Consider the following 19,962-nt stretch of genomic DNA (forward strand, 5'->3'; position numbering starts at 1 on the left):
GCCAGAACCCGATCACGTCTCACCCCTTCATCATGTTGACGTCTTCGACCGCGATCGAACCCCGATTGCGGTAGTAGACGACGATGATTGCGAGGCCGATCGCGGATTCGGCGGCGGCAACCGTCAGCACGAACAGCGCGAACACCTGGCCGACGAGATCGGCGTTGAAATGCGAGAACGCGACCAGATTGATGTTCACGGCGAGCAGGATCAGCTCGATCGACATCAGGATGACGATCACGTTCTTGCGGTTAATGAAGATGCCGAAGACGCCGAGCGTGAACAGGCAGGCGGCGACCGTCAGATAATGTCCGAGTCCGATGGTCATTCCACAGCCTCCGCGCGCTTGCTCGCGGCGGGGACGACCGATCCGCCGGTTGGAACTTTCACGACTTCGAGCGTCTTGGCCGGATCGCGCGATACCTGGGCTGCGATCGACTGGCGCTTGACGTTGGTGCGGTGCTTCAAGGTCAGCACGATGGCGCCGATCATCGCGACCAGCAGGATCATGCCGGACGCCTGAAACAGATAGACGTACTTCGTATAAAGGATCTGTCCGAGCGCCGCGGTGTTGGTGAGTGTCGATCCCGCAGCCGGCATCGGCGCCGCGACATTGACGGTTGGCGCGATGCTGAATCCGCGGAAGCTGAAGAGAGCGACGAGCTCGGCGAGCACAACGCCGCCGACGATGGCGCCGATCTTGGCGTTCTTGATGAAGCCCGCTTTCAGCTCGGCAAAGTCGACGTCGAGCATCATGACGACGAACAGGAAGATCACCGACACGGCCCCGACGTAGACGATGACGAGGAGCATCGCGAGGAATTCAGCGCCGAGCAGCAGGAAAAGTCCGGCGGCGTTGAAGAACGCCAGGACGAGAAACAGCACCGCGTGCACGGGATTTCTGGCGAGGATGACCATCGCGCCGGACGCTACCGCCAACACCGCAAAGAGATAGAAGAAACCTGCCTCCGCCATCGTTCTCGTTCTTCCTGTTATCCCGTCGGATGGGCGATTTAGCGATACTTCGCGTCGAGCGCGATGTTCTTCGCGATCTCACGTTCCCAGCGATCGCCGTTCGAAAGCAACCGCTCCTTATCGTAGAAAAGCTCTTCGCGCGTTTCCGTCGCGAACTCGAAATTCGGTCCCTCGACGATGGCGTCCACGGGGCAAGCCTCCTGGCACAGCCCGCAATAGATGCATTTCGTCATGTCGATGTCGTAACGCGTGGTGCGGCGGGTGCCATCGTTGCGGCGCGGTCCGGCCTCGATGGTGATCGCCTGCGCGGGGCAGATCGCTTCGCAAAGCTTGCAGGCGATGCAGCGCTCTTCGCCATTGGGATAGCGACGAAGCGCGTGCTCGCCACGGAAGCGCGGCGAAAGCGGGCCTTTTTCGTACGGATAGTTCAGCGTTTTCTTCGGCGCGAAGAAATAGCGGAGCGTCAGCACGAACGCCACGACGATTTCCGTCAGGAACAGCGACTTTGCAGCGCGAGCAACGCTCATGACAAAAATCCTCCGAACCTGAGCACTGCGGCCGTGACCACGACCATGAGCAGTGACAGCGGCAGAAACACCTTCCAGCCGAGGCGCATCAGCTGGTCGTAGCGATAGCGCGGCAACAGCGCCTTCATCATCGCGAACATGAAAAAGACGAAGACGACCTTGGCGAGGAACCAGAAGAAGCCCGGGATCGCGTTCAGCGGCCAGACGTCGAGCGGCGGCAGCCAGCCTCCGAGGAACAGGATCGTCGTCAGCGCGCACATCGTGACGATCGCGACGTACTCGCCCAGCATGTAGAGCAGATACGGGGTCGATGAATATTCGACCATGAAGCCCGCGACGAGTTCCGATTCCGCTTCGACCAAGTCGAACGGCGTGCGGTTCGTTTCGGCGAGCGCCGAGATGAAGAACACGACGAACATCGGGAACAGCGGCAGCCAGTACCAATCGAGGAACGAGTTGGTCAGGCCGGCGCGCGTTCCAAGACCGGCGCGCTGCGCGTTGACGATATCGGTCATGTTGAGCGAGCCGACGCACAGCAACACGCAAATGATGACGAATCCGATCGAGACTTCATAGGACACCATCTGCGCTGCAGACCGGAGGCTGCCCATGAACGGATATTTCGAGTTCGACGCCCAGCCGCCCATGATGATGCCGTAGACGCCGAGCGAGGAAATCGCGAGCAGATAGAGAATTCCGACGTTCATGTCGGAGATCACCCACTTGCCCCAGATGTTCTGGTCGAGCGGGATGACGGCCCACGCCGACAGCGCAAACATCGCGGTCGCGAGCGGCGCGAGCAGGAAGACGGCCTTATCGGCGCCTGCCGGGATCACCGGCTCCTTGAAGACGAATTTCAAAAGGTCGGCGAACGACTGGAACAAGCCGAACGGCCCGACGACGTTCGGACCGCGGCGCATCTGCACGGCGGCCCAGACCTTGCGGTCGAACAGCAGCAGAAAAGCGATGATGACCAAAAGTCCGACAAGCACGGCCAGCGATCCCACGAGGAGGATCAGCAGGTTCCAGCCGTAGTCGGTCATGAATGTTTGCAGGGTCTCGAGCATCGTTCCTATTCCGCCGCGCTGAGCCTCTGGTCGCGGGCGCTTCGAAGCGCACTCATTCCGGCCATGACAGCCGAAGCCCGCGCGACCGCGTTGGTTAGATAGAAATCTTCAATCGCCGATGCGAAGGCCGTCGCCGTCGGCTGCCCGGAAAGCTTTGCGAGCGTTTCAAGGCCCGACACCGCGCGGGTTTCGACCGCGTCGATCTCGGCAAGCTGCGGCGCGGCTTTGTACATGGCGGCGCGCAGGTCTTTCAATGTGTCGTAAGGCAGTGTCTTGCCCGCACGCGCGGACAGCGCGCGCAGGATGGTCCAATCTTCCTTGGCGCTTCCCGGCGAGAACGCCGCCTTGGTCGTCTGCTGGACGCGGCCTTCCGTGTTGACGTAGGTCGCGCCTTTTTCGGTGTAGGCGGCGCCCGGAAGGATGACGTCAGCGCGCTCCGCGCCGCGATCGCCGTGACTACCCTGGTAAACCACGAAGGCGGTTCCAAGTTTCGACAGATCGCTTTCGTCGGCCCCGAGCAGATAGACGAAGTCCATGCCGCCGCCGAGGATGCCGGCGACGTCCTTGCCGCCCTTGCCGGGCACGAAGCCGACATCGAGACCGGCGACGCGGCCCGCGGCCGTGTGAAGAACGTTGAAGCCGTTCCATGCCGCGTCCTTGCCGGCCGACACGGCGGTGACGATGCGCGCCGCCAGCGAAAGCACGGCGAGTCCGTCGGCGCGCGCGAACGCGCCCTGCCCGACGATCAGCATCGGGCGCTCGGCCGATTTCAGAACGTCCGCGAAAGCGTGCTTGCCGCTCGCGACGTCGGCCAACGTGTCGGGGCCAGCGCCCAGATATTCATATGGGTATGTGAGATCGGCCTTGGCGCCGATGAGCGCGATCTTTGTCGACGCCGTCCGCCAGCGCTTGCGGATGCGCGCATTGAGCACCGGCGCTTCGAGGCGCGGATTGGAGCCCACGATCAGGATCGCGTCGGCGTGTTCGATGCCTTCGATCGAGGAATTGAAAACGTAGCTGGCGCGGCCGAGCTTCGGATCGAGCTTGTCTCCGGCCTGGCGGCAATCGATCGAGGTGGCACCGAAGCGCGTCAGCAGATCCTTCAGCGCGAACATTTCTTCCGCAGCCGCGAGGTCACCCGCGATCGCACCGGTCTTGTCGGGCGAAGCCGCCTTGAGCTTGTCGGCGACGAGGGCGAGGGCTTCATCCCAGCTCGCAGGCTGGAGCCGCCCGCCCTTGCGGATGTACGGCTGGTCGAGCCGCTGGATTTTCAAGCCATCCGCGACGTGGCGCGTCTTGTCCGAAATCCATTCCTCGTTCACGGCGTCGTTGTTGCGCGGCAGGATGCGCATGACGGCACCGCCGCGCGTGTCGACGCGAATTGCCGAGCCGACGGCGTCCATCGCGTCGATCGTCTCAGTCGATTCCATTTCCCACGGACGCGCGGAAAACGCCCACGGCCGATGCGTCAGCGCGCCGACGGGGCAGAGATCGACGGCGTTGGCGCTCATCTCCGACATGATGCCGCGTTCGAGATAGGTCGTGATCTCGGCGTCTTCGCCACGTCCGATGAGGCCAAGCTCTTCGACGCCCGCGACTTCGGTCATGTAACGGACGCAGCGCGTGCAGTGAATGCAGCGCGTCATCATCGTCTTGATCAGCGGACCGATATGTTTCTCTTCGACGGCGCGCTTGTTCTCATGGTAGCGCGAACCGCCCATGCCAAACGCCATCGCCTGATCCTGCAGATCGCACTCGCCGCCCTGATCGCAGATCGGGCAGTCGAGCGGATGATTGATGAGCAGGAATTCCATCACGCCTTCGCGCGCTTTCTTGACCAGCGGCGACGTGGTGCTGATGATCTTCGGAGAGCCGTCCTTGTTCGGCGGCAGATCGTTGACCAGCATCGCGCAGGATGCGATCGGCTTCGGCGAGCCCTGCACCTCGACAAGGCACATGCGGCAGTTGCCGGCGATCGACAGGCGCTCGTGATAACAGAAGCGCGGGATGACGGCGCCGGCGATCTCGCAGGCGTGCATCAGCGTCGTGCCGTCTTCGACCTCGATTGCCTTGCCGTCGACTATCAGTTGCTTTGGCATTGCTCGTTGTCCGCCGCCCTACTCCGCCGCCACGCGCGCGTGCTTCGCCTGATACTGGTCGATGCGCTCTTCGATGACGGGACGGAAATTCTTGATCAGTCCCTGCACCGGCCAAGCCGCCGCATCGCCCAGCGCACAAATCGTGTGGCCTTCAATCTGCTTCGTGACGTCAAAGAGAAGATCGATCTCGCGCTTTTCCGCCTGCCCGCGCTCCATGCGCTCGAGCACACGCCACATCCAGCCGGTGCCTTCGCGGCACGGCGTGCACTGGCCGCAGCTCTCGTGCTTATAGAAGTACGCGATGCGCCGGATGGCTCCGATGATGTCCGTCGACTTGTCCATGACGATGATCGCCGCGGTGCCGAGGCCGGAGCCGAGCTTGCCGAGCGCGTCGAAATCCATCGTCACGTTCATCGCCTGCTCGGCAGTGATGCAACGCACGGACGATCCGCCGGGAATGACCGCCAGCAGGTTGTCCCAGCCGCCGCGAATGCCGCCGCAGTGCTTGTCGATCAGTTCCTTGAGCGGAATGCCCATCTCTTCTTCGACGGTGCACGGCCGCTCGACGTGACCGGAAATCTGGAACAGCTTGGTGCCGGTGTTGTTCGGCAGGCCGAGCGCTGCGAACCAGTTCGCGCCACGGCGCAGAATTTCGCCGGTGACGGCGATACTCTCGACGTTGTTGATCGTGGTCGGTGCGCCGTAAAGACCGACGTTGGCGGGGAACGGCGGCTTCAGACGCGGCTGGCCCTTCTTGCCTTCGATGCTTTCGAGCATCGCGGTTTCTTCGCCGCAAATGTAGGCGCCGGCGCCGTGATGAACGTAGAGATCGAAGTCCCAGCCGTGGACGTTATTCTTGCCGATCAGCTTCGCCGCATAGGCTTCGTCGATGGCGCGCTGCAGCGCCTCGCGCTCGCGGATGTATTCGCCGCGCACGTAGATGTAGCTCGTGTGGGCGCGCATCGCGAAGGCTGCGAGCAGCGCTCCCTCGATCAGAAGATGCGGATCGTGCCGCATGATCTCGCGGTCCTTGCAGGACCCCGGCTCCGACTCGTCGGCGTTGATGACGAGATAGCTCGGGCGATGATCCGCCTTCGGCATGAACGACCACTTGAGGCCCGTCGGAAAGCCAGCGCCGCCGCGTCCGCGCAGGCCCGACTTCTTCACCTCGTCGATGATGTAGTCGTGACCCTTGTCGATGAAGAACTTCGTGCCGTCCCAGGCGCCACGGCTGATCGCGCCCTTGAGGCGCGCGTCATGGAAGCCATAAAGATTTCGAAAGATGCGATCGCGGTCATGAAGCATGCGAGCTAGTCCTTCGGCCTTTCACCGGCTTTCGAATCCGGTCGCCAACCCGACGCAAGCTTTTGTGCCTGCTCGATCCATTTCTCTCGCGTCACGCGACTCTTGAACCCGTCGAGGCGGCTTTCGAACCAGGCGACGTTTGCGGGCGTCCATTTAGCGATCTGATCGAAGTGCCAGACGCCGATCGAATTCAGCTTTTCGGCCATCTTATCCGCAACGCCCCAAATCAGCGAGAGGTCGTCGCCTTTGCCGCCGCGCGGCTCACTCAACAATTCCGGGTCTTGAGCGGCCTGTGCGGCTGCGATCACACGATCGCGCAGCATATCTGCCTTGATCTTATCGAGTTCGCCGGCCGACATCGCCTTGCCGCCACCGCGCGCCTCGAGTTCCTTGACGAGGCCTGCGTTCGCGATCGCAGCCAGCGCTGCGGGATGAACTGCAGGCGCCGCCGCTGCTGATGATGATCCGGCAGGAGAGGACGGCGATGTCGCTTCCTGGGCATGATCGGTCGCCTCAGACGTTTCTTCGAAGCGCTTTCTCCAGGCGTCGATCGTCGAACCATCGTACAGCGATTGATCCGTCAGGCTCGTCGGACCACCGGCGGGACAGGATGCGGTGCGTCCCGTCTGCGAACCCGGCTTCAGCGGCTTGCCGGCGATGAAGCCGTCGAGCACTTTTTCGAATTGCTCCGCCGTCAGATCTTCGTAGGTGTCCTTGCCGATCTGAACGACCGGCGCGTTGGCGCAGACGCCGATGCACTCGACTTCTTCCCACGACAGCGTGCCGTCGCTATTGGGCGTGTGCGGATGTTCGTGAATGCGATGCTGGCAGACCGAAATCAGATCGCGCGATCCGCGCAGCATGCACGGCGTCGTACCACAGACCTGCACATGCGCTTTCGTTCCGACCGGCGACAACTGAAACATCGTGTAGAACGTCGCGACTTCCATGCCTCGGATATGGGCCATTCCGAGAAGATCGCAGACGGCGCGGATCGCGGGCTCAGGCAACCATCCGCCCGACTGTTCCTGAGCGCGCCACAACAACGGGATAATGGCGGATGCCTGCTTGCCCGAAGGATATTTCGCGATTGTCTCTTGCGCCCACGCAAGGTTCTCCGCTGAAAAAGCGAACTCAGCGGGTTGATCCGGATTCACTCGGCGAACAGCCATCAACGGCTCCTGAAAACCAAGGGTCGCGGCGCCGAATAGTACGTGGTCAGGTCAGACGAACGACCTTGCCCCGCCACGCCAATGCCGACTCTTGCAAATCGACATTACCCTTCGAGCGTCAACACGGTCCAGTACGCGGAAGAACGCGACTAGGCAAGGATTTGCAGATGCGGCGAAAGCATGAAGCGACCGAGATAAACAGCAAGCAGGTGCGACTAATGGTTCCCCGATCTATGACTGTTTGATGAGGATCAAGGGGTCCCGTCTGATGCCGGCGGATTGGGCACGGCGACCGACGAATCGGGTTTCAAAATTCCGCGCCGCTGAAGCGTTTCAGATGGTCGTTCCGTCGCCCATCGACGCTCTGAAAAACCGAGCGGCACCGCCAGCCAGCCGAGCAGCAATAGAAACGTCGCAATCGGCGCAAGGATCAGCGAGAGCTGCGAGGCGACGCGCAGGAACCCGGTCCACAACACCGCGAACAGCAGGCCGAGGGCGATGATGACCCAGCCGCCATCATCGGAGCCGCGCGCGGCGGCGAAGATCAGTCCGGCAAACAGTCCGGCCAGTCCTATCAGCACGGGAATGAACGGCGCGTCGGCCTGCAGCGCGCCCATCGGCCAGCCCCGCGAACGGGCAAAAAGGCGATAAGTAGAAAGGCTTAAGCCCCATCCCAGCGCGACGACCGCCAGCAGGAACAGATTGTCGATGACTGGGCTTGCACCATAAATCATACGCATCACCTCGGGATTACTTGGACTGCGAAACCGCGAGGCGTTGTTTTGCCAGGGGTTTGAGGCGGATGCTAGTCCACGTCGCTCCCGGATGACAGCCGCGCGACAGCGCCTCCGCCGCGTAGGCAGCCGGAGTGGCAGGCATGCGGCCGGGCTAAAGCGTGATGTGACGCGCGAAACGGATCAGCCATTCCCGGCGGTCATAGCAGACAGCCGCGCGGCGCCCGCCGTCAGCGGTCGATCTCTCCGAACACGATGTCGAGCGACCCGATGATGGCCGAGACGTCCGCCAGCATGTGCCCGCGGTTCAGGAAGTCCATAGCCGCGAGGTGCGGGAAGCCCGGTGCGCGGATCTTGCAGCGATAGGGCTTGTTGGAGCCATCCGCCACGAGATAGACGCCGAACTCGCCCTTCGGCGCTTCGACGGCCGCATAGACGTCGCCGGCGGGGACGTGAAAACCTTCCGTGTAGAGCTTGAAGTGATGGATCAGCGCTTCCATCGAGCGCTTCATCTCTCCACGCTTCGGCGGCACGACTTTCTTGTTCTCGGCCGAGTGCGGCCCCTGGCCGCCCGGCGACTTCAGCAGCTCGCAGCACTGCTTCATCAGCTTGGTCGATTCCCGCATTTCCTGCATGCGGATCAGATATCTGTCGTAGCAGTCGCCGTTCTTGCCGATCGGAATATCGAAATCGAGTTCGCTATAGCATTCGTAGGGCTGCGACTTGCGGAGGTCCCAGGCCGCGCCTGAGCCGCGGACCATGACGCCCGAGAAGCCCCAGGCAAAGGCCTCATCCAGCGAGACGACGCCGATATCGACGTTGCGCTGCTTGAAGATGCGGTTCTCGGTCAGGAGCACGTCGATGTCGTCGACGACTTTCAGGAACGGATCGCAGAAGGCATAAATGTCGTCGATCAGCTTTTCCGGCAGATCCTGGTGCACGCCGCCGATGCGGAAATACTTGGCGTGCATGCGCGCGCCGGATGCGCGCTCATAGAACACCATCAGCTTCTCGCGTTCCTCGAAGCCCCAGAGCGGCGGGGTCAGGGCGCCGACGTCCATCGCCTGCGTCGTGACGTTCAGGAGATGCGAAAGGATGCGGCCGATTTCGGAGAAGAGCACGCGGATCAGCTGACCGCGGCGCGGGACGGTGATGCCCAGCAGCCGCTCGGCCGCGAGGCAGAACGCATGCTCCTGATTCATCGGCGCGACGTAATCGAGACGATCGAAATAGCCGATCGCCTGCATGTAGGTCTTGTGCTCGATGAGCTTCTCGGTCCCACGATGCAACAGGCCGATGTGCGGATCGACCCGCTCGACGACTTCGCCGTCAAGTTCCAGCACCAGGCGCAACACGCCGTGCGCGGCCGGATGCTGCGGTCCGAAATTGATGTTGAAGTTGCGGATTTCCGTTTCGGCCATTTTCAACCAGTTCCCCGCGTAATTGGAGAGAGACGCGCGAGCTTCGCCTTACCGTTTACGCGCTGCTCGAACTTTTCCCAATCGACGACCACGCGCTCATGCTCGCCCTCGCCAATCAGGTCAATCCCGTCGTGGGCTTTAACGTGGAAAAAGATGCGACGCCCCGCGACTTTCGTGCACTCGGCCTCGACCGTGACCGTTTGCCCTGGAACGGTCGCCGCGACGTGCGACACGTTAATATGCACACCGAGCGAGCCTTCGCCTTGATCGAGATGCTCCTCGAGGATGTGCAGGCAGGTCCATTCCATCAGCCCGACCATGAAGCCGGTCGCGAAGACCGTCGGCATGAGCTGGAACTCCCGAGCCTCCGGATAAAGATACGGCACCGTTTTCGTTGCCGGCACACGAAACGAAAACTCAGTGCGCGCTCCAGCCTGAAGCGAAGGTTTCACTGCGTCGGCCCTCACAGTCTGTCTTTCAGATTTCGGATCGTTATATAGAGGTTAGAAGCTGTTGCTGCGACCGAAAATAAACCGATCGCGAATGACGACAGGCTCGGCGATTCGGTGCGCCCGAGCAGCGGGTAAACGAACTCGCCGCCGATCGAGATGAGGACGACGCCGAGCGGAACGACGATCGTCGCATAAGGCAGAAACCGGCCCAGAACGCCGAACGCCACACCCACGATTGCGCGCGGCCAGTCGAGAACGAATGCAGCGACCATCAACCCGGCCGAAATGGCTACATTCGTTTCAAAATCCATTCAAATGCCCACGGTGCAGGTGATGGAACCGGAACCGGGCCGACGCCCGGCAGCCGTCATGAACGCTGTGCTTTTTCGTCACCCGGAATGATGTAGTTCGGACCTTCCCACGGGCTTTCGAAATCGAAATCGCGGAATTCCTGCGTGAGCTTGACCGGCTCGTACACGACGCGCTTCTTTTCGTCGTCGTAGCGAACCTCGACGTAACCGGTGAGCGGGAAATCCTTGCGCAGCGGATGTCCCTGAAAACCGTAGTCCGTCAGGATGCGTCTGAGATCGGGATGTCCGATGAAGCGGATGCCATAGAGATCGTAAGCTTCGCGCTCATACCAGTTGGCGGCGGGGAAGACGTCGTTCACGCTCTGCACCGCAGTCGTCTCGTCGGTCGAGATCTTGATGCGCAGCCGCTGATTGAGGCGCGGCGAAAGCAGATGATAGACGACCTCGAAGCGTTCGGCGCGCTCGGGATAGTCGACGCCGCAGATATCGATCAGAACCTCGAACTGGCACTTGGGATCGTCGCGCAGTTTCGTCAGCACCTCGACGATCCGGTCGCGGGGCACGGAAATCGATGCCTCGTCGAAGGCCGTGCTGCTGGCGAGGATGTCGGCTCCGAAGAGCGTGCCGACGTGAGTGATAAGGTTTGCGATTTCCATCAGAACAGCATCCGCTTAGGGCTTTTTATCAACGCGCGTGAGGTCGGAACAGCCAGCCGTCGCTTCCGTTCCGGCTTCGATGTAACAGGCCGCGATGTGACCGTCGCCGAGAATTCGGCCTTCCGTCACGGATTTCGCGGCGGTCGAGGTCCACGCGAACGACGTGTTATCGGGAAAGACGATCCCGAAGAAATCGCGGCGGCCGCCTTCGTAGACGAAATAGCCGCGAAACCTCCGGTCGGTCTGCTCCGTGATATGGACGGTGCGCTCGCGCGTCCGGAGACCATAGATATCGCCGATCGAATCCGTGTGGCCGGACCACGTGCCCACAAGATTCGGACCGGACTCAGCGGCGAGTGACGGCTGCGATAGCGCAACGGCCGCAACGAAAACCGAAAGGGTGCCTGCAGCTGCAGTTATCAGGCGGCGGTTCACGACACGGCCTTTCCGAGTTGCCTATCTCTCGATCGTTCCCGTCCGGCGTATTTTGCGTTGTAGCAGCAGAATTCCATAGACCAGCGCCTCAGCCGTCGGCGGGCAACCCGGGACGTAAACATCGACCGGGACGACGCGATCGCAACCGCGCACGACGGCATAGGAATAATGATAGTAGCCGCCGCCGTTGGCGCAGCTTCCCATCGAAATCACGTAACGCGGTTCCGGCATCTGGTCGTAGACCTTGCGCAACGCCGGAGCCATCTTGTTGGTCAGCGTGCCGGCGACGATCATCACGTCGGACTGGCGCGGCGAAGCGCGGGGCGCAAAGCCGAAGCGTTCGAGATCGTAACGCGGCATCGAGGCCTGCATCATCTCGACGGCGCAGCAGGCGAGACCGAACGTCATCCACATCAGCGAGCCGGTGCGCGCCCAGTTGATGAGGTCATCGACTGTCGTCACGAGAAAGCCCTTGTCGGCCAACTCGTTGGAGATTCCGGTGAAGAACTGGTCGTCGGGACGAATGATCGAGGTTGCCGCGCCCGAGACGCCTTCGCGCGCCTTATCCAAGGCGCGGTCGAAGATGATCTGTCCGTCGTTGGTGCGTATCACTCCCATTCGAGCGCGCCCTTCTTCCACTCGTAGATGAAGCCGACCGTCAGCACGCCGAGGAACGCCATCATCGACCAGAACCCGAATACGCCGATGTCCTTGAACGCCACCGCCCACGGAAACAGGAACGCAATTTCGAGATCGAAGACGATGAACAGGATCGACACGAGGTAGAACCTCACGTCGAATTTCATGCGCGCATCATCGAAGGCGTTGAAGCCGCATTCGTAAGCAGACACCTTTTCGGGGTCCGGATTGCGGTACGCAACCAGAAACGGCGCCACCATCAGGGCTGCGCCAATCAACAGCGCAACGCCGATGAAAATCGCAATTGGCAGGTAGTGAGAAGTCAGATCGACCATCGCATCTCGTCCACATAGGGCACGGAGCCTGCAAAGGCGCACGATGCCGCCGCGCACGCCCGGTGTTAGCCCAGGACCTAATGGGGTGCAACTCGCGAGTGCTTCAAACGGCTGGGACTATATGTCTATGAGCTAAAAAGGAACCGTTTGACCGATGCGGTTGCTGGTGCCGACCTGCCGCACCGCCTCGCGTGGAGGCCGGTCTGTTTCAACGACCCATAGGGTTGCAGGTTGCCTGCAGACTGATGGTTTTATTCGCAGCGGCCCGACGGCCGGCAGCGTAGACCGCGCCGCAGTGAAAACATCGATATTTTTTATGAATTGAAGCAATTGCGCTTATTCTAGCGCGGGTCGCCGAACACCCCCGGCGTCGGGGTCGTGGGTCTAACGAATCGGCAGGCGGGTACCGGCCGGACACGAGGTGTGAAGGAGCGGCCTCCACACCTCGCCGAAAATCAACCGGCCTTCTTGACGGCCTTCTTCGACACGACGTGCTTGTGGCCGTGCTTCGCGGCGTGCTTGTGCGCCTTCTTCGCTGCATGCTTCTCGGCGTGCTTGGAAGCATGCTTGGAAGCATGCTTGGAAGCGTGCTTGTGGTGCGCAGCGTGATGGGCATGATGATGATGAACGCCCTTGGCGGTCTTGTCATGCGCGCTGGCAACGCCGGCTCCGAGCATCATAGCAGCGGCAGCAAGTGCGACAGTCAAAGTGGTCTTCATAATAAGGCTCCTAATGGTGCGTTGGCGTCACTCGCGACGCGCGGCACTTCTAGGTGAGGATTCCTGTCAGGTTGATGAATATCTACGTTTAAAGAATATACTGTTTGGTAAGCTTGCACTCACTCAAGTTGCAGAGCCTTTTTCCTCATCGTCGATGTGTGCGCGTGCCCCGGTGACAAAATAAAGGGCGTCAGCTTGGGGGAAAGCCGACGCCCGTAACGCAGCAAATTCAGGGGATGCTTTGCGCGCGTGCCGCTCATGGGGGACGGAGCGGAACGCTCTTATATCAGTGTCAAACTATCGCAGACGTTAACGCCGCCGATCTTCATCGCTCAGTACCAGCAGACGCGGCGGCCATAACGCCAATAGCAATGCCGGTAATCGTAGCCCCAGGCCGGATAGACGCCCCACGCGGGATAGCCCCATCCATATCCCCAGTGACGCCGGTGACCGTATCCGCCGCCATAATGGCCGTGGCCGTATCCATGCCAGTGTCCGTATCCGCGACCGTGATAGGCCTCGGCCGAAGCGGAAAAACCGACGACGGCCAACGCCGCAAACGCAACTGCTGCAAGCTGTTTCATCGATGTCATAGGAAGCTCCCGGTTGTCGAACTCAGGTGCTTCCAACAACGCGCGAAAGCCGCGCTTCCGATGGCCGCGCGCTATACTTCTTCGTATGATAGATGAGCGTTTATTCAGGAATTCAGCACACTCGATCAGTGGGAATACCGCGCGAGGCTGCGCAGTATCCCCGCCGTTCGAATTCAGCGGCCGTCGAAATCGCCGAGGCGATTGAAACAATCCTGAAGCTGTTCGGCACGTCCGCGCTGCTCTTCCGCGAGCGCCCGGCGCGGAGCCCAACGGCACCACTGGAAATGCGGTCTCAAATCCGAATCCCAACGCGGACCGCGATAGCCGCAACGGAATCTATTGTTCGCGTCGGCCTGCACTTGAGCGATGCGCGCATAAACTTCGCAGCTCGCGCGCTTGCCTTCGACCTCGCCGCGCCGATCGCTGCCGCCGAAGCGGAATGAGAAATTGCCATCGTTGAAGCGGACGGTCTGAGAGTCCGCGGCCATCGTCGAGACGAGAACAGCAGCCGTAGCCAGGCCAATGGATGCAAGACGCATTTTTAAGATCCTCGGTTGCCTTCGTTGGTGCGCGGACTAACCAATGAATTGTGGCTGCCTGTTAGCGGGCTCCCGGCGGATTTAAGGGGAGAGCAAATAAACGGCGGCGACCGTCGCGATTGCATTGCCTGCCATCGGGCGAGAGCCGTTCGGCGACACGCGCCGCAAATTAATCCTTCAACGCGCAAGGCATGCGGAACCGGACAACATTCGCCTATAAGTTTTCGCCTTCACCGTGCGATTATCGCTCACGATTCCTTATGAAGCGATCGCAGATCATAGTATCAGGTCTTCGCTCATGTCCCGGTATCCGGCACTATTTCGCATACCCCTGCATGCGCTCGTTGCGTTCGCAATTCTCGCAGCCTGCGTTGCGTTGCGCGTCGCCGATCCGCAGCCGATTTCGCAATTGAGGCTATCCGTTTTCGATACTTATCTGCGCGCCGCCCCACGCGCCGCCGATCCGTCGTTTCCGGTGCGCATCATAGCGATCGACGAAGCCTCGTTGGCGCGCGCAGGCCAATGGCCGTGGCCGCGATCGGTTCTCGCGGAACTGACATCGCGTCTGCATCGGGCCGGCGCCAAATCGATCACGTTCGACGTCGTGCTGGCAGAGCCGGATCGGCTGTCGCCCGATGCGCTGTTGCGATCGCTGGATGGGCAAGCGGTCAGCGCGGCCATCGTGTCGGAGATTTCACGGCTTCCTTCGAATGACCAACAACTCGCGAATGCCATTGCATCCGCTCCGGTCGTGCTCGGCGTGGCGGGCGAGGCGCAGTCCAATCGCAGCGTCGCTGCCTATCGCGGCGGCATCTCGTTCGCGGGCGACAATCCGATGATGTTCGTCCACGCCTATCCCGGCGGCGTCGAAAATCTGCCGATACTGGCGCAGGCGGCGCGTGGCGTCGGCGCCGTCAACTGGGTGCCGTCCGAGGATCAGATCGTCCGGCGCATTCCTCTGCTCGTCGCGATCGGCGGCAAGCTCTACCCTTCGCAAGCGCTGGAAGCGCTTCGCGTCGGCACCGGACAGTCGACGATTTTCGTGAAGTCGTCGGGCGGCAGCGACGTCGAAGCCTTCGGTAGTCAAACCGGCATCGAGTCCGTTCGCGTCGGGCAAACAATTCTGCCGACAACGGACCGCGGCGAGCTGTGGCTCAAATTCTCGCCGCACGATCCACAGCGCACGATCTCGGCGAGCAACATCCTCGACGGCAGCTTCGATCCCGAGGCGATCAAGGCGCGTCATATCTTCATCGGCGCGACGGCAACGGGCTTGCTCGATCTTCGAGCGACGCCTCTTGCGTCTTCGATCCCTGGCGTCGAAATCGAGGCGCAGGCTTTGGAGCAGATGCTTTCCGGCGAGCATCTGATCCGGCCAGCCTACGCGACCGGGCTCGAGATCACATTCATCGTGCTGTTCGGCGCGCTGGTCGCGTGGATGATCGCGCGCAGCGGCGCGCTGATCGCGGCCATCGTCGGCGGCCTGGCGATTGCGGGCATTGTCGCTCTATCCTGGCTTGCGTTTTCTCGCGCGGGCCTGCTGTTCGATCCGGTGTATCCCGGATTGGCGATCGCGTTCCTCTATCTCGGAACGTCGCTGACCAGCTACGTTCAATCGGAAATCGAACGTGCGCAGATCCGCTCGGCATTCGGGCATTATATTTCGCCGTCCGTCGTCTCCGAAATCGCCCGGCATCCCGACAGGTTGAAACTCGGCGGCGACGAGCGCGACGTCACACTGCTGTTCGCCGACGTCCGTGGCTTTTCGAAACTATCGGAAGGACTGCAGCCGGACGAGCTGGTTCGCTTCGTCAACCGCCTGTTCACGCCGCTCGCCGACACCATCCTCGATCATCGCGGCACCATCGACAAGTTCATGGGCGACGCCGTGATGGCGTTCTGGAACGCTCCGTTGCAGGATGAAGAGCACGCACGAAACGCGTGCCGCGCGGCGCTCGCAATGCTGGACGATGTTGCGCGCTTCAACGCCAAACTTTCGGAAGAGAGCGCGCTGCGTGGCGAAACCGCCGTGCCGGTGCGGCTCGGCATAGGATTGAATACCGGCGCGTGCGTCGTCGGCAACGTCGGCTCGCCTCAGCGCTTCGACTATTCCGTTCTGGGCGATGCCGTGAACGTCGCCGCACGCTTCGAGGAAGCGACGAAGACGTTCGGCGTGGATATCGTCGTCGGCGAGCGAACGGCCGCCGATGTGCCCAGCTTCGCATTTCTGGAACTCGGCACCGTGATGCCGCGCGGCAAGGATCGTCCCGAGCGGATCTTCGCGCTGATCGGCGACGAGACCTTTGCGGCGTCGTCAGAATTTTCCGAACTCAAGGCGGCGCATACGACTTTGCTTGTTGCGTCGTCGGACACCGGCGAGCGCGAAGCGGCGCTCGTCAAATGCCGCAAGCTTTGCCCGTCATCCATCGCGGGTTACTACAGCCGGGGCCTAAGCCAGTTCGTCCAGCCCTGACGCTGCGCGGGGTGTCACGCGCGAGCGGCGACTTCGATGCTAGCGTCCTCGGAGACCGCCGCTCGGCCGGTTACCGCCACCGTAGCCGCCACCGCCGTAGTTGCCCCGGTTCGGGATTCGGATGCCGCCGCCGCCGATGACAATATCCATTCCGCGCGCACCGTTGCCCCAATCGTCGTCATCGTTCTTCGGCCGGCTCGCGGTACGTTTCGGCTTAACTGGTTTCTGTGCCGCTTTGGTTTTCTTTGCGGGAGGCGCTGCCTTGCGCGGCGTGCTGGCCTTCTTCACTCCAAAGCGCGGATGCGGATTGAGACAAGCCTTTTCCTCCGAGGGAGGAAACGCGCCATCGACGATCATCGCACGCGTGAGGATCGGATTGGGATCAATCGCGGGCGCGTTGGTCACGAATGGAAACGCCGTGTCGAACGCGACGGTCGCGTTGTCCGGCAGCTGAGGCCAGTTTACCGGCTTCTCGACGGTGCCGTCGTCGGAAATACGGATCAGCTGACCGGGACGTTCGAGAACGTGACACACGTTTCTCTTGCCGGTCGCCTCGAGCGCGCCTTCGTGCAGCAAGACCCAAACCGAGCGATCGGGAAGGATATAGACATCGAAGATCGTCCCGCGCACGGTGATCGATGCGTTGGGCGTGTTGATGACGTACGTTGTTTTCGCCGCGGCGCCAGTGATGAACCGGAACGCGCCCTTCATCATGTTGACGACGATGGAGCCGGCCTTCTTGTCGCTGTCGTAGACGAATTTATCGAGCACGAGCCGCGACCCCGGGCCGAGGGCGAGCTTCGTCTCGTCGTCCAGCCTGAACTCGCCCTGCGCGTCGGTGTTGACCTCAATGGACTCGTCCTGGCGAACTTCATCGCCTTTCGCGAGCTTGCGTTGCTTTTCGGCGAAGTCCGCCATGACCACGTTCGTGATGACGACGGATTCGCCGATCCTGTCTCCCGAGGCCGCCTGCGCCGGTCCCACGGCGGCCAGCAGCAAGCCGCCAACGCTGACGGACAACAATAGGGATTTCATGAACGCATAACGGGCCATCGCACTGCCTCTAATGAAAATTGTTATCCTGAAATATGATCGTGAAACTTAGCATACGGACTGTCGCCGGGCCATTGGAGCAGATCCTGGAAGCGGCGATTGTTCCCCGCGGAACACATGAAAGCTCTTCGACGCATGCGCGCCACGCAGGGGCGTTTGTTGCATCGCCGAAGGCCATGGCGATGTCGGCATTCAGGATGCTGCCGCGTTGGCGCCTGTTCGCGGCCCGGTGCCTCGACGGTCATCGGTCCGGGCGCAGTCATATCGACGACAATACTACGGCCAGCGTTGTTGCCGAATTGGCAGAGATATTAGCGAATTGGAGATCATTATTTCGAGTAATTTATTTATTGCACTGCGCAATTGCGTAAAAATATATTGAACGTTTATAGGAAATCGCCAAATTCGGACTTACTTTTAATCACTCGCTTACAGATTGCACTATATTTAGCGCACCCAACTTAAGTGCGAGTGGAATGCGCAGATGCCGACCGACGCCAAAAAAACAGCAAAACAACATTCAGGTGTCAGCCGATCGCAAAAACCAAGCGATCGTCGATCTCAAAAAAAGCCCGCCAAGGCCACGCGCCGGCGTCCGCCTGCCAAAACTCAATTGCCGGCTGCGGCGAACGATGGCGATCGGATCGCGCAACTCAATCGCTGTCTCGAGCTTGCGCTCAACAACATGGCGCGCGGCTTGTCGATGTTCGACGCCAATCAGCGCCTCATCGTCTGCAACCGGATGTATGAAGAACTCTACGATCTTCCGCAGCATCTGACACGTCCGGGCACGACGCTCGCGGAATTGGTGCGTAATCACGTCAAACGCGAAACGGGTCTGGACAATCCGCAGGAACGCAAAAAGCAGCGGGCCTGGATCGAGCGCCATGTGGCCGCGCTTGCTCGCGGCGAAACATTCACGCACACGCAGCATCTCAAAAGCGGACGCATCGTTCTCGTCACCAATAAGCCGTTGGAAGGCGGCGGCTGGGTGGACATCCAGGAAGACATTACCGAACGCCGCCAAGCGGAACAGAAAATCCACTGGCTGGCACGGCACGATCCGCTCACTGAAATCGCAAATCGCCTGCAATTCCACGAGGCGCTCGACGAAGCGCTGAGAAATCTCGCGCCCTCTCAGACGCTGGCGCTGCATTGGATCGACCTTGATGGCTTCAAAACCGTCAACGACACGCTGGGGCACCCGGTCGGAGACGCGCTTTTGAAAAGCGTCGCCAAAAGCCTCAAGCGCGCGGTGCGGAAGAACGATATCGTCGCCCGGCTCGGTGGCGACGAGTTCGCGGTGTTGCAATCCGCGTCCCGCGTCGTTCGCAAAGCTGATGCCGAACGCATGGCGCAGCGCCTTCTGAAGGAAATCTGCAAGCCGCATGATCTTGGAGGGCAGCAGGTTTCGTGCAGCGCAAGCATCGGCATCGCGTTCGCTCCGCTTCATGGACAAACGGCGGAACAGCTGCTCAAGGCCGCCGACCTCGCGCTTTACAAAGCGAAAGCGGGCGGCAAGGGCATTGCCTTCTTCTATGATCCGGACATCGCCGATGACGCGAATTCGCGCTACGAACTGCAGTCCGATCTGCGCGGCGCTCTCGATCAGAACCAGCTGGAGCTCTACTATCAGCCGCTCGTCGATACGGAGAACCGGGACGTCATTGCGTTCGAAGCGCTGCTGCGCTGGCATCATCCGCTACGCGGAATGATTGCGCCCGCCGACTTCATTCCGATCGCCGAGGAAACCGGATTGATCGTCGAAATCGGCGAATGGGCGTTGATCCGTGCCTGCCAGGAGGCCGTCAAATGGCCTGACACGATCCGCGTTTCGGTCAACCTGTCGCCGATTCAATTCGAGCGAGGCAATCTCTATCAGGCGGTCGTCAACGCACTGCGGATTTCAGGGCTCGCGCCGCATCGGCTTGAACTCGAGATCACCGAAGGCGTGCTCCTTCGCGATGAAATCAACACGCGCGCGATCTTGCATAATCTGCGCACGCTCGGTGCTCGCATCGCGCTCGATGATTTCGGCACGGCCTACGCGTCGCTCAGTTATCTGCGCAGCTTCCCCTTCGACAAGATCAAGATCGACCGCAGCTTCGTGCGCGATCTCGACGTCGGGAAGCGGAAGGACTGCGAGGCCATTATCCAGGCCGTCGCCGGGCTCGGCAAGCAGATGCAGATCAGTACCGTTGCCGAAGGGATCGAGACGCTCGACCAGGCTCAGACGGTCACGGCCGCCGGCTGCAACGAGCTGCAAGGATTCTACTTCAGCCATCCCGTTCCGGGTTCCGACGTGGACAAGGTGCTCGCCCTTTGCCGGTCAAAGCTGGATCAACGGCAATATAGCCCGTAACGCCGACCGAGACGGCGGCGGCTTCGCCGCTTGTCGCGGCGGCATAAATTGCGAATGCGAAGAAGAGGGTTCGGCGCACCCGTTACAGCGAGCTA

Annotated in this window: 21 protein-coding genes; 2 read left to right on the forward strand and 19 right to left on the reverse strand. The window is 61.1% G+C overall.

Going from position 1 to position 19,962, the window contains the following annotated elements; all coding sequences use genetic code 11:
- Positions 1-19: 19 nt before the first annotated feature.
- The 18 genes from nuoK to HDEN_RS09590 all read right to left on the reverse strand — a co-directional run bounded on the left by nuoK (position 20) and on the right by HDEN_RS09590 (position 13,979).
- Positions 20-328: an NADH-quinone oxidoreductase subunit NuoK gene (gene nuoK / locus HDEN_RS09505; protein ID WP_013215892.1), complete on the reverse strand. Its 309-nt coding sequence runs from the start codon at positions 326-328 to the stop codon at positions 20-22.
- Positions 325-975, reverse strand: a complete 651-nt coding sequence (locus HDEN_RS09510; RefSeq protein WP_013215893.1) for an NADH-quinone oxidoreductase subunit J — start codon at positions 973-975, stop codon at positions 325-327. The genes nuoK and HDEN_RS09510 overlap by 4 nt, the downstream gene beginning before the upstream one ends.
- A gap of 38 nt (positions 976-1,013) precedes the next feature.
- Positions 1,014-1,502: an NADH-quinone oxidoreductase subunit NuoI gene (nuoI, locus tag HDEN_RS09515; protein WP_013215894.1), complete on the reverse strand. Its 489-nt coding sequence runs from the start codon at positions 1,500-1,502 to the stop codon at positions 1,014-1,016.
- Positions 1,499-2,545: an NADH-quinone oxidoreductase subunit NuoH gene (nuoH, locus tag HDEN_RS09520; RefSeq protein WP_425337345.1), complete on the reverse strand. Its 1,047-nt coding sequence runs from the start codon at positions 2,543-2,545 to the stop codon at positions 1,499-1,501. The genes nuoI and nuoH overlap by 4 nt, the downstream gene beginning before the upstream one ends.
- Positions 2,546-2,574: 29 nt before the next feature.
- Positions 2,575-4,668, reverse strand: coding sequence for an NADH-quinone oxidoreductase subunit NuoG (gene nuoG, locus HDEN_RS09525; protein ID WP_013215896.1), 2,094 nt, complete (start codon positions 4,666-4,668; stop codon positions 2,575-2,577).
- Positions 4,669-4,686: 18 nt separating this feature from the next.
- Positions 4,687-5,973, reverse strand: coding sequence for an NADH-quinone oxidoreductase subunit NuoF (gene nuoF, locus HDEN_RS09530; protein ID WP_013215897.1), 1,287 nt, complete (start codon positions 5,971-5,973; stop codon positions 4,687-4,689).
- Between the two features lie 5 nt (positions 5,974-5,978).
- Positions 5,979-7,145, reverse strand: a complete 1,167-nt coding sequence (nuoE, locus tag HDEN_RS09535) for an NADH-quinone oxidoreductase subunit NuoE (protein ID WP_013215898.1) — start codon at positions 7,143-7,145, stop codon at positions 5,979-5,981.
- A 251-nt stretch (positions 7,146-7,396) separates the two neighbouring features.
- The gene (locus tag HDEN_RS09540; protein WP_013215899.1) at positions 7,397-7,879 is read right to left on the reverse strand and encodes a hypothetical protein; all 483 of its coding nucleotides are present in this window, start codon (positions 7,877-7,879) and stop codon (positions 7,397-7,399) included.
- Positions 7,880-8,109: 230 nt separating this feature from the next.
- On the reverse strand, positions 8,110-9,300 hold the full coding sequence (locus tag HDEN_RS09545; RefSeq protein WP_013215900.1) for an NADH-quinone oxidoreductase subunit D: 1,191 nt from the start codon (positions 9,298-9,300) through the stop codon (positions 8,110-8,112).
- 2 nt (positions 9,301-9,302) lie between these two features.
- Positions 9,303-9,752 carry a thioesterase family protein gene (locus tag HDEN_RS09550; protein ID WP_013215901.1) on the reverse strand — a complete coding sequence of 150 codons (450 nt, stop codon included), beginning with the start codon at positions 9,750-9,752 and terminating at the stop codon, positions 9,303-9,305.
- An 11-nt stretch (positions 9,753-9,763) separates the two neighbouring features.
- Positions 9,764-10,063, reverse strand: a complete 300-nt coding sequence (locus HDEN_RS09555) for a hypothetical protein (RefSeq protein ID WP_013215902.1) — start codon at positions 10,061-10,063, stop codon at positions 9,764-9,766.
- Positions 10,064-10,119: 56 nt separating this feature from the next.
- Complete coding sequence (locus HDEN_RS09560) at positions 10,120-10,719, reverse strand: NADH-quinone oxidoreductase subunit C (RefSeq protein ID WP_013215903.1); 600 nt, start codon at positions 10,717-10,719, stop codon at positions 10,120-10,122.
- Between the two features lie 15 nt (positions 10,720-10,734).
- The gene (locus tag HDEN_RS09565) at positions 10,735-11,154 is read right to left on the reverse strand and encodes a hypothetical protein (protein WP_013215904.1); all 420 of its coding nucleotides are present in this window, start codon (positions 11,152-11,154) and stop codon (positions 10,735-10,737) included.
- A 21-nt stretch (positions 11,155-11,175) separates the two neighbouring features.
- Entirely contained in the window at positions 11,176-11,772 is a 597-nt protein-coding gene (locus HDEN_RS09570) for a NuoB/complex I 20 kDa subunit family protein (protein ID WP_013215905.1), read from the reverse strand.
- Complete coding sequence (locus HDEN_RS09575) at positions 11,763-12,128, reverse strand: NADH-quinone oxidoreductase subunit A (RefSeq protein ID WP_013215906.1); 366 nt, start codon at positions 12,126-12,128, stop codon at positions 11,763-11,765. Before HDEN_RS09575 ends, HDEN_RS09570 begins: the two co-directional genes overlap by 10 nt.
- A 455-nt stretch (positions 12,129-12,583) precedes the next feature.
- Complete coding sequence (locus HDEN_RS09580) at positions 12,584-12,847, reverse strand: hypothetical protein (protein WP_013215907.1); 264 nt, start codon at positions 12,845-12,847, stop codon at positions 12,584-12,586.
- Positions 12,848-13,179: 332 nt separating this feature from the next.
- Positions 13,180-13,440, reverse strand: coding sequence for a hypothetical protein (locus HDEN_RS09585; RefSeq protein WP_013215908.1), 261 nt, complete (start codon positions 13,438-13,440; stop codon positions 13,180-13,182).
- A gap of 173 nt (positions 13,441-13,613) precedes the next feature.
- Positions 13,614-13,979 carry a hypothetical protein gene (locus HDEN_RS09590; RefSeq protein WP_013215909.1) on the reverse strand — a complete coding sequence of 122 codons (366 nt, stop codon included), beginning with the start codon at positions 13,977-13,979 and terminating at the stop codon, positions 13,614-13,616.
- A gap of 298 nt (positions 13,980-14,277) precedes the next feature.
- Here HDEN_RS09590 and HDEN_RS09595 point away from each other — a divergent pair, with 298 nt between their 5' ends.
- On the forward strand, positions 14,278-16,452 hold the full coding sequence (locus tag HDEN_RS09595; protein ID WP_013215910.1) for a CHASE2 domain-containing protein: 2,175 nt from the start codon (positions 14,278-14,280) through the stop codon (positions 16,450-16,452).
- Positions 16,453-16,491: 39 nt separating this feature from the next.
- Here HDEN_RS09595 and HDEN_RS09600 read toward each other — a convergent pair whose 3' ends face one another.
- Entirely contained in the window at positions 16,492-17,505 is a 1,014-nt protein-coding gene (locus HDEN_RS09600; RefSeq protein WP_013215911.1) for a FecR family protein, read from the reverse strand.
- 613 nt (positions 17,506-18,118) lie between these two features.
- On the opposite strand from HDEN_RS09600, the gene HDEN_RS09610 reads away from it, so the two are divergent.
- Positions 18,119-19,867: a putative bifunctional diguanylate cyclase/phosphodiesterase gene (locus tag HDEN_RS09610; protein ID WP_245256605.1), complete on the forward strand. Its 1,749-nt coding sequence runs from the start codon at positions 18,119-18,121 to the stop codon at positions 19,865-19,867.
- Positions 19,868-19,962: the final 95 nt, after the last annotated feature.

Origin of the sequence: Hyphomicrobium denitrificans ATCC 51888 (assembly GCF_000143145.1) — a bacterium.
Classification (GTDB): Bacteria; Pseudomonadota; Alphaproteobacteria; order Rhizobiales; family Hyphomicrobiaceae; genus Hyphomicrobium_B; species Hyphomicrobium_B denitrificans.

Bases quoted from the DNA above. Each gene is read 5' to 3' on its own strand.
- nuoK (WP_013215892.1), bottom strand. From the start codon at position 328: ATGACCATCGGACTCGGACATTATCTGACGGTCGCCGCCTGCCTGTTC.
- HDEN_RS09510 (WP_013215893.1), bottom strand. From the start codon at position 975: ATGGCGGAGGCAGGTTTCTTCTATCTCTTTGCGGTGTTGGCGGTAGCG.
- nuoI (WP_013215894.1), bottom strand. From the start codon at position 1,502: ATGAGCGTTGCTCGCGCTGCAAAGTCGCTGTTCCTGACGGAAATCGTC.
- nuoH (WP_425337345.1), bottom strand. From the start codon at position 2,545: ATGACCGACTACGGCTGGAACCTGCTGATCCTCCTCGTGGGATCGCTG.
- nuoG (WP_013215896.1), bottom strand. From the start codon at position 4,668: ATGCCAAAGCAACTGATAGTCGACGGCAAGGCAATCGAGGTCGAAGAC.
- nuoF (WP_013215897.1), bottom strand. From the start codon at position 5,973: ATGCTTCATGACCGCGATCGCATCTTTCGAAATCTTTATGGCTTCCAT.
- nuoE (WP_013215898.1), bottom strand. From the start codon at position 7,145: ATGGCTGTTCGCCGAGTGAATCCGGATCAACCCGCTGAGTTCGCTTTT.
- HDEN_RS09540 (WP_013215899.1), bottom strand. From the start codon at position 7,879: ATGATTTATGGTGCAAGCCCAGTCATCGACAATCTGTTCCTGCTGGCG.
- HDEN_RS09545 (WP_013215900.1), bottom strand. From the start codon at position 9,300: ATGGCCGAAACGGAAATCCGCAACTTCAACATCAATTTCGGACCGCAG.
- HDEN_RS09555 (WP_013215902.1), bottom strand. From the start codon at position 10,063: ATGGATTTTGAAACGAATGTAGCCATTTCGGCCGGGTTGATGGTCGCT.
- HDEN_RS09560 (WP_013215903.1), bottom strand. From the start codon at position 10,719: ATGGAAATCGCAAACCTTATCACTCACGTCGGCACGCTCTTCGGAGCC.
- HDEN_RS09570 (WP_013215905.1), bottom strand. From the start codon at position 11,772: ATGGGAGTGATACGCACCAACGACGGACAGATCATCTTCGACCGCGCC.
- HDEN_RS09575 (WP_013215906.1), bottom strand. From the start codon at position 12,128: ATGGTCGATCTGACTTCTCACTACCTGCCAATTGCGATTTTCATCGGC.
- HDEN_RS09580 (WP_013215907.1), bottom strand. From the start codon at position 12,847: ATGAAGACCACTTTGACTGTCGCACTTGCTGCCGCTGCTATGATGCTC.
- HDEN_RS09585 (WP_013215908.1), bottom strand. From the start codon at position 13,440: ATGACATCGATGAAACAGCTTGCAGCAGTTGCGTTTGCGGCGTTGGCC.
- HDEN_RS09590 (WP_013215909.1), bottom strand. From the start codon at position 13,979: ATGCGTCTTGCATCCATTGGCCTGGCTACGGCTGCTGTTCTCGTCTCG.
- HDEN_RS09595 (WP_013215910.1), top strand. From the start codon at position 14,278: ATGTCCCGGTATCCGGCACTATTTCGCATACCCCTGCATGCGCTCGTT.
- HDEN_RS09600 (WP_013215911.1), bottom strand. From the start codon at position 17,505: ATGGCCCGTTATGCGTTCATGAAATCCCTATTGTTGTCCGTCAGCGTT.